The sequence below is a fragment of the Leuconostoc sp. LN180020 genome (genome assembly GCF_014844115.1).
In the GTDB taxonomy this organism is placed as follows: domain Bacteria; phylum Bacillota; class Bacilli; order Lactobacillales; family Lactobacillaceae; genus Leuconostoc; species Leuconostoc citreum.
On the sequence record NZ_CP039736.1, the window covers coordinates 1,312,168 to 1,323,289 of the forward strand.

11 protein-coding genes are annotated in these 11,122 nt (G+C 39.4%); all 11 read left to right on the plus strand.

Annotation, left to right across the window (positions count from 1 at the left end):
* Positions 1 to 49: 49 nt before the first annotated feature.
* Positions 50 to 400, plus strand: a complete 351-nt coding sequence (locus tag FAZ25_RS06775; RefSeq protein WP_004900770.1) for a toxin-antitoxin system HicB family antitoxin — start codon at positions 50 to 52, stop codon at positions 398 to 400.
* A 32-nt stretch (positions 401 to 432) separates the two neighbouring features.
* Entirely contained in the window at positions 433 to 1,251 is an 819-nt protein-coding gene (locus FAZ25_RS06780; protein WP_004900765.1) for an SPFH domain-containing protein, read from the plus strand.
* A gap of 315 nt (positions 1,252 to 1,566) precedes the next feature.
* Positions 1,567 to 2,757 (plus strand): bifunctional phosphopantothenoylcysteine decarboxylase/phosphopantothenate--cysteine ligase CoaBC, encoded by a 1,191-nt coding sequence (gene coaBC / locus FAZ25_RS06785; protein WP_048801484.1) that lies wholly within the window; start codon positions 1,567 to 1,569, stop codon positions 2,755 to 2,757.
* A 124-nt stretch (positions 2,758 to 2,881) separates the two neighbouring features.
* Entirely contained in the window at positions 2,882 to 3,151 is a 270-nt protein-coding gene (locus FAZ25_RS06790; RefSeq protein WP_036058373.1) for a hypothetical protein, read from the plus strand.
* Positions 3,152 to 3,380: 229 nt separating this feature from the next.
* A complete protein-coding gene (gene argS / locus FAZ25_RS06795) occupies positions 3,381 to 5,072 on the plus strand; it encodes an arginine--tRNA ligase (protein ID WP_004900752.1) in 1,692 nt (563 codons plus the stop codon).
* A gap of 58 nt (positions 5,073 to 5,130) precedes the next feature.
* Positions 5,131 to 5,601, plus strand: coding sequence for an arginine repressor (locus tag FAZ25_RS06800; RefSeq protein WP_004900749.1), 471 nt, complete (start codon positions 5,131 to 5,133; stop codon positions 5,599 to 5,601).
* Positions 5,602 to 5,604: 3 nt separating this feature from the next.
* Positions 5,605 to 7,674, plus strand: a complete 2,070-nt coding sequence (locus tag FAZ25_RS06805) for a PBP1A family penicillin-binding protein (protein ID WP_004900747.1) — start codon at positions 5,605 to 5,607, stop codon at positions 7,672 to 7,674.
* A 42-nt stretch (positions 7,675 to 7,716) separates the two neighbouring features.
* Entirely contained in the window at positions 7,717 to 8,073 is a 357-nt protein-coding gene (locus tag FAZ25_RS06810; protein ID WP_004900744.1) for a YlbF family regulator, read from the plus strand.
* 43 nt (positions 8,074 to 8,116) lie between these two features.
* A complete protein-coding gene (gene lepB, locus FAZ25_RS06815; RefSeq protein ID WP_004900742.1) occupies positions 8,117 to 8,749 on the plus strand; it encodes a signal peptidase I in 633 nt (210 codons plus the stop codon).
* Positions 8,750 to 8,926: 177 nt separating this feature from the next.
* Complete coding sequence (locus tag FAZ25_RS06820; protein WP_004900741.1) at positions 8,927 to 9,838, plus strand: aspartate carbamoyltransferase catalytic subunit; 912 nt, start codon at positions 8,927 to 8,929, stop codon at positions 9,836 to 9,838.
* Positions 9,825 to 11,093, plus strand: a complete 1,269-nt coding sequence (locus FAZ25_RS06825; protein ID WP_004900740.1) for a dihydroorotase — start codon at positions 9,825 to 9,827, stop codon at positions 11,091 to 11,093. Before FAZ25_RS06820 ends, FAZ25_RS06825 begins: the two co-directional genes overlap by 14 nt.
* Positions 11,094 to 11,122: the final 29 nt, after the last annotated feature.

The following is an 11,122-nucleotide window of genomic DNA, read 5'->3' on the forward strand; positions in this document are numbered from 1 at the left end:
TATTAGACTATTGCTCGATTTATATTTTTAATTGTGATATCATTAAGATATGATAAAAAACAGTGAAAACATTCACAAAAAATCAGGAAATATTCCGCTCAGAATTGATCCGGAACTTCACGAAGTTTTAGCTAAACACGCGAGTCAGGAAGGACGTTCGTTAAATAATTATTTAACGAAATTGTTAGAGGAGGGTGTCCGTCCAAAGTCGTTTGAAGACAGACAGTTTGTTGGTCATGTGATATCAGGGGACAATTTTGATTTAGATAATCGTTTGGTGAAAATTTCAGGAATTTATTATCGATATCTGATTGATAACGCTTCAGTTGTTAATAAGGACAAGTCGTATGCAGTTATTGAGGCAAACGGTAATATTTTAACCTTAAGAGAACTAAAATAATACAGTCAGATTGATTACAAAGGGAGAGTAATATGTTATTTTTTAGAATTGTGCCTCAAAACAATGCGGGGCTAGTCGAAACATTGGGAAAGTACAGTCGTCGTTGCGAAGCCGGCTTACATTTTTATGTACCTTTTTTCCAAACAATACGTAAAGTGAGTCTAGCTATGAGACCTTTGCGTTTACCCGATTATTCAGTTATCACGGCGGATAATGCGGATATTAAAGCTAGTGTGACACTCAACTATCATGTGACGGACGCTATCAAATACATGTACGAAAATACTGATTCTGTTGAATCGATGGCACAATTAGTTCGCGGACATCTTCGCGATATTATAGGGCGTATGGAATTAAATGAGGCATTAGGCTCAACAACTAAAATTAACGTTCAATTAGCCGATGCTATCGGCGATTTAACTAATACCTATGGTATTAATGTTGATCGTATAAATATTGATGAATTACGACCTTCCGTATCCATTCAAGAAGCGATGGATAAGCAGCTAACAGCTGATCGTGAACGAGTAGCAACAATTGCTAAAGCGGAAGGTGAGGCGCGTTCAATTGAATTGACTACTAAGGCTAAAAATGATGCGCTAATGGCCACTGCTAAGGCTGAAGCTGATGCCACTAAAACCCGTGCAGATGCTGAGCGTTATCGTATTGATACTGTGCAGTCGGGATTGGCCGGTGCAGATGATAAGTACTTCCAGAATCAGTCGATTAATGCTTTCACCACATTAGCGGAATCATCAGCTAATATGGTTGTTGTGGATGGTAAACAAATGGATAAGTTGGGTCAACTGCCCATCGTTGGCAAATTATTAGATAAGGGTTTTAAATCCTGAAATATTTGTTGAAACGCCAAAAATGTCCTCATTGGATGACGAATTGATATAATAGATAAATAAACCATTTCGGTTTATTTGGTACGGGGCAAACCGTTTAAAGTACCTCAATCGTTTTAACTGTGGACAAGATTGTCACCCTTTATGCTTGACTTCAAGTTTAACAACATCTAATTAAATATCATCACATCGTTAAGTGACTATTCGTCCCTTAACGATTTTTTTGATAGGCAATTATCTTGTTGATATGGTACAATGCGTTTTGAAACGTGAGACCGTTTCGTGTCTCAAATGCTACTAGTATAGGATAAAAAAATGTTTAAAAATAAAAATATTTTAATTGTTGTTTCCGGCAGTGTGGCAGCGTACAAATCGGCTACACTAGTTAGATTGTTAATCAAAATGGGTGCACATGTCAGAGTGTCTATGACACATGCCGCACAAGAGTTTATACCCAGCAAAACAATGGCCATTTTATCAGGATATGATGTTTTAACTGATTTGTTTGCTGGACAAGGGGCCGATGTTGTGCATATTGCGTGGGCCAAATGGGCTGAGGTGATATTTGTTGTACCGGCAACGGCAAATATTATTGGAAAACTGGCAAACGGTATTGCAGATGATGCACCGACAGCAACAGTTATGGCATCGGCAGCTGAAAAGATTGTCATACCAGCAATGAATGATGTGATGTATAATAATCCTGCTGTGCAACGTAATATTGAGCACTTATCCTCAGATGGTTGGCTATTAATTGAACCCAGTATTGGCTTTTTAGCCGAAGGTTATGAGGCCAAAGGCCGTTTGCCAGAACCAGACATGATTTTATCAGAAGCGGCCATTCGTTTGCAGGCAAAAAGCGGGTTACTGCATGGTAAAAAAGTCATTATTACAGCTGGTAGTACGCGTGAGGCATTGGATCCAGTACGTTATATCACCAATCGCTCAAGTGGTAAGATGGGCTTTGCGTTGGCTCAAGCTGCTGCTGAACAAGGGGCACATGTGACACTGATTACAACTGTGACTAAGCCAGCTATTTATGGTGTTAATCAAATTCTTGTTTCTTCAACGCAAGAAATGTTTGATGTCGCGATAGCCGCATTTGAGACAGCGGATATCTTTATTGGTGCAGCAGCCGTATCAGACTTTAGGCCTGAAAAAACAGATCATCATAAAATTAAAAAAACTGAGGATAGCGGACTGACACTAAAGTTAGTGCAAAATCCTGACATTTTAAAGACAATAGGCCAACATAAAACGCACAGTCAAATTGTTGTGGGTTTTGCTGCAGAAACGCAAAATGTTGAAGCTTACGGTGCCGATAAATTAGTTACAAAAAACGCTGACATGCTGATTGCAAATGATGTTAGTCGGTCAGATATCGGTTTTTCATCTGATGACAACAGTGTGACAATCTTGACCCGAGATAAGCAGCCTGAGTTTTTAGATAGAGCACCCAAAATAACCATTGCACGTCACATTATCTCTCGTATTGTAACATTGTGATTCGTGCGGTTTTGTGTTAAAATTGGTTGTTATACATTGATTACAGGAGGAAAAGTAGACGTGCTTAATGTGACTCGTGTTGGCTAACAACAGGGGCAGTTAAGCAATGTGTACACTGACAACAATGGCAGACGAAGAAGAAAATAAGGCATCAAAATATCACGTTGGGGATATTTTGCTAGCACCAGCGTATGGGAATTTAGAAAAACCATTTACTGGCCAAGTAGAAAAAGTATATGAAAATGCACTATTGGTTGAAATAACGGAAAACGATTTAGGCGACCAACCGGCAGTCAATGAAATGAACCACCGTGCTGTAGTTCGTATGGACGAAATTGAAGTAATTAAGCATGCACCAGTACCGGAGCGTGCGGAAGCGGATGAAGAAGAGTAAAGATGTTTCAAAAAATCATGTTTAGCGAGCCTGAGTTGGTGAAAGTCAGGCCATGATTGAGGCGGCGCGTACTCAGAATCCAAAGTATAAATATCGAGTGGCGTAAGCTATTAGAGTGGTACCGCGGGTTTATCTCGTCTCTTGTTAATTGTTAACGAGGGGCGATTTTTATATGAATCAATTTAAAATAAGGTATAATAGGAACTAATTAAAAAAGGAATATGACCACATGACTGATAATAAAAGCATTATTACATCATTATCACAAGTTTTACCAGACATCCCAGTAGCGGAAATTGCAGCAAAATTAGAATCACCAAAATCATCCGATTTGGGTGACGTTGCTTTTCCAACATTTACATTGGCTAAATTGTTACGTCAAGCACCACAGCAGATTGCTAGCGACATAGTAAACCGTATTGACCAAAGTGACTTCGAAAAAGTTGTGGCAACAGGACCTTATGTGAATTTTTTCTTAGACAAAAAAATGACGTCTCAAGCAACATTGAAAACAATTTTAACCCAAGGTGCTGCATTTGGTGATAACAATGATGGTGATGGCGCAAATGTCACAATTGATATGTCATCTCCTAATATTGCAAAACCAATGTCTATGGGACATTTACGATCAACTGTTATTGGTAATGCTTTGGCTAATATTACTGCTAAAAATGGTTATCATCCAATCAAAATCAATCATTTGGGTGATTGGGGAACGCAATTCGGTAAGCTAATTTACGCTTATAAAACTTGGGGTACTGAAGCTGAAGTCAAAGCAGATCCAATCGCAACGCTTTTGCGTTATTATGTTGAATTCCATGAAAAAGCAAAAATTGATGATAGCTTAAATGATGCTGGGCGTGCCTGGTTTAAAAAGTTAGAAGACGGTGACGAAGAAGCACATCAGCTGTGGACCTGGTTCCGTGCGGAGTCATTAAAAGAATTTACTGAAATCTATGATCGTCTTGAAATTAGTTTTGATTCGTTCAATGGCGAAGCTTTCTACAACGATAAAATGGATAAAGTCGTTGATATGCTCGCTGAAAAGTCATTACTAGTTGAATCACAGGGGGCACAGATTGTTGATTTATCTGATATTAACCCTAATTTGACACCAGCAATGATCAAGCGTACAGATGGTGCAACCCTATATATGACACGTGATCTGGCTGCTGCCGTTTACCGTAAGGAAACATATAATTTTGCTAAGTCACTCTACGTTGTTGGTGGTGAGCAACGTGAACATTTTGTTCAAATGAAGGCAGTATTATCACTGATGGGATTTGATTGGGCGGATGATGTTGAACACATTGCTTTTGGTTTAATTACGTTCAATGGTAAGAAAATGTCAACCCGTAAAGGAGATGTTGTCTTATTAAAAGATGTCTTAAACGATGCCCATGACCTAGCTCTGAAACAAATTCAAGAAAAAAATCCAGATCTAGCTGATAAAGCAACAGTGGCCGAACAAGTAGGTGCCGGCGCAGTTGTTTTCCATGACTTAATGAATGATCGTACTAATAACTTTGACTTTAATCTCGAAGAAGTTGTCCGCTTTGAGGGCGATACTGGCCCTTATGTTCAATATACAAATGCACGAGCTAAGTCAATTTTGCGCAAAGCCAATACAGCCGTGTCAGTAGATGAACTCAATCTTGATGACACAGCAACTTGGGACATTATAACAACGTTAAATCAATTCCCAACGATTGTACAACGTGCTTGGCAACAACGCGAAGCAAGTATTATTGCCAAGTATGCGTTGTCATTGTCACGCGCATTTAATAAATATTATGCAAATTCAAAAATTTTATTGCCAGATGACCAACTCAACGCGCGTTTGGCATTAGTAAAAGCGGTGACGATAATTTTATCAGAAAGTCTACGTCTACTTGGTGTAAAAGCACCTGAAGAAATGTAAGACGCATAAGCAGTTAAACATTATAAAACGTGGTGCTTGTGCAGTGAGGAAAAGATAAATGATTTCAAAGCAACAAAGGCAAGCATTGATACTTGATATTATCCAAAAGCAGTCCATCACAAGTCAAGAAGCGCTATTAACGGAATTGCAGCGTCATCATGTTATGACCACACAAACTACAGTGTCTCGTGATATACGTGCACTGGGTATTGTGCGCATTAAAGATGTGAATGGCGAATTAAGGTATCAACAATTACAAGATCAAACGACTATACCTGATTTGGCCGTTACTGCGAGTGCAGTGGATGAAGCTATAAAGGAATACGCTGTTTTTATACAACAAGTACAGTTTATGACCATTATTAAAACAACCGATTCAACTGGTAATGCATTAGCAGGAGTGATTGATGATGCTGATTTACCAGAAGTAATTGCGACGTTAGCTGGATTTGATACAATATATGTTACAACACCAGATGACAAAAGTGCAGCTGCTTTAACGGCACGTTGGTCAGCATTGATAGGATAATCTATGAATTGGTTAAAAAATAGTGTCACAAAACTAAAGGAAAAAATCCGGCCGATTGCTAAGCGCTGGCAGTTTTGGCGCTTACTAATAGTATTATGCTTAAGTTTGTTTTTGGTGATGAGTGTCTATTTTGTGGTCTTAGCAAAAACTGCTCATGTCAAAAATTTACAAGCTACTTTAGCACAAACAACTACGGTTTATGATGATTCTGGGGCAAAAGCTGGAGAGTTGTATTCTCAAAAAGGCACGTACGTGAGCTATGATAAAATTTCTCAGAATATGCGTGATGCTGTTATTTCCAGTGAAGATCGTAATTTCTATCATGAATACGGTTTCTCAATTAAAGGCATTGTGCGTGCAGCGCTACTTAACTTAAAAAACAAAGTGATGGGTTCCTCTGCTATTGCTGGTGGTGGTTCAACGTTAACACAGCAGTTGGTTAAGAATGCCTATTTAACACAAGAGCAAACCATTACACGTAAGGCGAAAGAAATCTTTTTGTCGATGCAGGTTGAGCAAGATTATACTAAGAATCAAATCTTAACTATGTATTTGAATAATGCATGGTTTGGACATGGTGTTTGGGGTGTTGAAGATGCAGCGCAAAAGTATTTTGGCGTACATGCCAGTGAATTAACAACTTCGCAAGCTGCGACTTTGACAGCGATGTTGCCTAGTCCAGCGCTATATAATCCTATTGATCATCCGCAAGCATCGATTAATAGACGAAACGTTGTGTTAGGCACAATGCTTGAAAACAAGAAGTTGACGTCGGCGCAACTCAAATCAGCCCAAGCGGCGCCGATGAACCTAAATGACACGTATGATAATACCAATAACTATAAATATCCTTGGTTCTTTGATGCTGTAATTAATGAAGCAATCAAGACTTACGGTTTAACTGAAGGTGATGTAATGAATCGTGGTTATAAGATTTACACAACCTTAAATCAGCAAGATCAAGCTAACCTTCAGGCCGATTTCAATAATCCAGGGATGTTTAACTACAATACAGATGCGCAAGCAGCCAGTGTGGTGCTTAATGCTAAAAATGGTGGTGTTCGTGCAATTGTCGGAGCACGCGAAAAGAATCACACTTTCCGAGGCTTTAACTATGCGACACAGTCAAAGCTGCAACCTGGCTCGGCAATTAAACCGATTGCCGTTTATGCACCGGCGTTAGAACGTGGTTACAGCATTGATGAATTATTACCAAATACGACGCGGACTTTTGGTACAAGCAACAAAGAAATTCATAACGCATTGAATGTGCAAACTGAGGATGTCCCAATGTATTCAGCCCTGGAGCATTCTTACAATGTACCAGCTGTCTATTTACTCAATAAAATGGGTGTTAATGCTGGTTTCACCAGCACACGAAAATTCGGTTTGCCGCTCTCAGACAAAGATAAAAGTTTAGCTTTAGCTTTAGGTGGTTTAACAGACGGCGTGTCACCTATGCAGATGGCTCAGGCTTATACGGCTTTTGCCAATGATGGTGTTATGAGTCAGACGCATTTAATTACTAAGATTGTTGATGCAACAGGCAAAGTCATTGTGGCACAACCAAAAGCAACACAGACACGTGTCATAAGTTCACGTGTAGCAGATAATATGACACGGATGATGCTGGGCACTTATACTAATGGAACTGGTTTAGGGGCTGCCCCGGCCGGCTTTACTATTGCTGGAAAGACAGGAACAACGGAAAATCCTAACGATACTGAGAATGCGCAGTCATCTAAAGATTCATGGGCTATGGCTTACACAAAAGATGTTGTGCAGGCAACTTGGATGGGATTAGACGATAATAGCAAGAACAATAGTCTACCTTTGGGTCTAACGGCGACAATGGGCCCATTGGTGAAAACCTCTCTAGAACAAATTCTACCAAATACACCAGGTACTAATTTTAGCGTCACAAATCCTAATCAGCCTGTTAAAAATAAACAATCTGGTAATAGCATGGATTGGTCAAATATTGTTTCTGACTTTTCAAATGGGGTGGATAAAGCAGTTGACGGTGCGAATAAAACATGGCACACTATTAAAGGACTATTTGGTGGTAATTAGTTGTTGGTTACTGCATAATAAGAAAGATAAAGAGGGAAAAACATGACAGTTAATATTTACGATAATGCTAATGAAATGGCATCAGTTTTAAAAGAAACAGAACAATACACAGCTTGGCAAAATGCCTTTAATGCAATTCAAGCAGATGAAGAGGCCAAGCAATTATTTACTAAATTTCAGAGTGTTCAAGTGGCTGTTCAACAAATGATGCAGTCACAGCAGCAACCATCCGCTGATCAAGAAAAAGAGTGGGATGCTATTGCAGCAGATGTTCAAAAAAATGAGCTTATCACTGCTTTGTTATCGACAGAACAAGCATTAAACACATTATTGACAGAAATTAACGATATTGTAACCAAGCCAGTTGCCGATGCGTATGCTAAGTTGCGTCAGAAGTAAGTAGACATAATGCCTTTAAAGTTTTTATGAAAGAAGAATGACTATGCAAAATGGTTTCTTACGCTTTATAAAAGAATGGGTTATTCCTATCGGTGTGACACTCGTTATGGTGTTGTTAGTGCGAACCTACTTATTTACACTTGTGCGTGTTAGTGGGCCGTCAATGATGCCTAATTTACAAGATAAAGAATTTGTTATATTGAGTAAAATTTCCAAATATAAGCGTGGCGATGTGATTGTCTTTGATGCCCGTCAAGAGGATCCAAGGTTTAACTCAAATGATAAAGACTATGTCAAACGCATTATTGGTGTACCCGGCGATACTGTATCATACAAGAATTCTAACTTGTATGTTAACGGTAAAGTTGTCAATCAGAATTATATTGGCATTGATGAGCGTACCCAAGGGACAGAAATGTCGTTTGGCAGTGAGTGGTCACTAAAAACGTTATCAGCAACTGATTTGTGGCAGAAAAAAGATCAACATCATACAAAAGTGCCAGCAGGTGAATACTTTGTAATGGGAGATCACCGGTCTGTATCTAATGATGGGCGATACTTTGGCTTTGTAGATGCTAAACATGTCACGGGTAAAGTGATTGTGCCATTTTGGAATTCAGATAAAAATGCTAAAAAAAGCGTGAATGAGCAAGATAAGCACTTTTTTGCTAATTGAGTTTGCATAACTGCTTAAAAAATGATAATATATTGAAAACAGTAAAACCTTTAATTAAGTCCAGAGAGACTTACAAGGCTTTTAGATACTCGGGGCAAAGTCTATACTTTGGCCGTAATTTTCTAGAAACGCGTAAGTCGAAATGGCTTACGCGTTTTTTGTATAAAAAGGAGTATTATGCGACATTTTTTGAATATAAATGCAATAGAACTTGATGACGTGCTAGACTTAGTACATCGTGCATTAGCTATTAAAGCTGGTAGATCGGTAATACAGTCAAATTTAACGGTTACAAATCTATTTTTTGAAAATTCAACGCGCACGCATAGTAGTTTTCAAATGGCAGAAAATAGATTAGGCTATCAACAAATTGATATCGATCCGCAACAGAGTTCAATGTCTAAAGGTGAGAGTCTCACAGATACATTAAAAACGTTAAAAGCCATTGGGGTAGATGTTGCAGTCATTCGACATACAGTAAATAATTGGTATGATCAAGTGCTAACAGCGACAGGACATGAGATACCACACTTGATTAATGCCGGTGATGGGAGCGGCCAACATCCATCACAAAGTTTATTAGATTTAGTAACAATCTATGAACAGTTTAATCATTTTGCTGGTTTAAATATTCGCATTGTTGGGGACTTGGCCCATTCACGTGTGGCGAGGTCTAATGCAGAAATTTTGCATCATTTAGGGGCTAATATGACATTTTCAGGGCCAAAAGATTGGCAACCAAATGATTTTGGAAAATTTGGTCAATTTGTCGCTATTGATGATGATTGGGAAAACTTAGACGTTGTCATTTTCCTACGTGTGCAACATGAACGTATTACACAAACGGAAAATCAGAATTTTTCTACCAAGCAATATCATGAACAGTTCGGACTTAATCGGGCTCGTTACGAGCGACTAAAGGCAGCGGCAATTATTATGCATCCAGCCCCAGTTAATCGTGATGTAGAAATTGCTGATGAATTAGTCGAAGCACCAAAATCTCGAATCTTTGAACAGATGAATAATGGTGTTTATGCACGTATGGCAATACTAGAATATACAACGGAGGCTACACATGCAACGCATTAAGCAAGCAAAAATTTTAATTGATGGTGAACTTGTTACACGAGATGTTTTAATTGACGGGAAAACAATTACTCGGGTCGCTGAACATATTGAAAGTGACGTAGAGACGATTGATGCTAAAGGTGCTTTTTTATCGGCTGGACTGGTTGATGTACATGTTCACTTTCGCGAGCCTGGATTTGAATACAAAGAAACAATTGCCACTGGCTCAGCGGCAGCCGCTCGTGGTGGCTTTACAACAGTGATTGCAATGCCAAATTTAAATCCTGTACCTGATACACCGGCACGTTTAGCGAAACAAATTGCATTAAATCAAGGTAGTGCTGCTGTACACGTTGCACAATACGGTGCGGTTTCGAGTGATTTAACAGCAACGGCCATCTCAGATATTGTTGGTATGTCTCAAGCAGGTGCGGCTGCATTTAGTAATGATGGAAAAGGGGTACAAACGGCAGATACAATGTTACAGGCTATGCAGGCTGCTGCCAAGGTTAACAAACCATTAGTCGCTCATTTAGAAGATGATTCATTACTACATGGTGGTGTGATGAATGCGGGTGCGCAGGCCGAAAAAATTGGTTTGCCCGGAATTACAGGATTAGCTGAAAGTTCACAATTAGCTCGTGATTTGGTTTTGGCTAAAGCTACTGGGGTTCATTATCATGTTGCGCATATCTCGACAAAGGCATCGGTGGATTTGGTTCGCATTGCCAAGCAGCAAGGTGTCAAGGTCACAGCTGAAGTATCTCCGCATCACTTGTTATTAGCTGATACGGCAATTACATCTGATAATGCACTGTTCAAAATGAATCCGCCACTGCGCTCTCAAGAAGATAGACAAGCAGTTCTAGCTGGATTAATCGATGGTACGATTGACATGGTTGCCACAGATCATGCACCGCATGGCATGGTAGAAAAGGCGCAATCATTTAAACTAGCCCCATTCGGTATTACGGGTATTGAAACTAGTTTCCAACTGCTATATACCAAGCTTGTAAAGACTGGCATAATCACTTTAGCAACTTTAATAGAGCGCATGCTGATTGCACCGGTGAATGCCTTCAATTTAGAGGCGCCAGTAAGTGTAACTGTTGGTGCGACTGCCGACCTCGTATTGTTTGATTTAGCACATAAAGACACCATCTCAGCAGACGAATTTGTTTCTCTTGGTAAGAACACCCCATTCATTGGTTGGGAAGTCTATGGTAAAACACTGATGACTTGGGTAGATGGCAACCTTGTTTACCAAGCAAATTAATGAAATAGCATAAATAGGAGTAGCGGCAT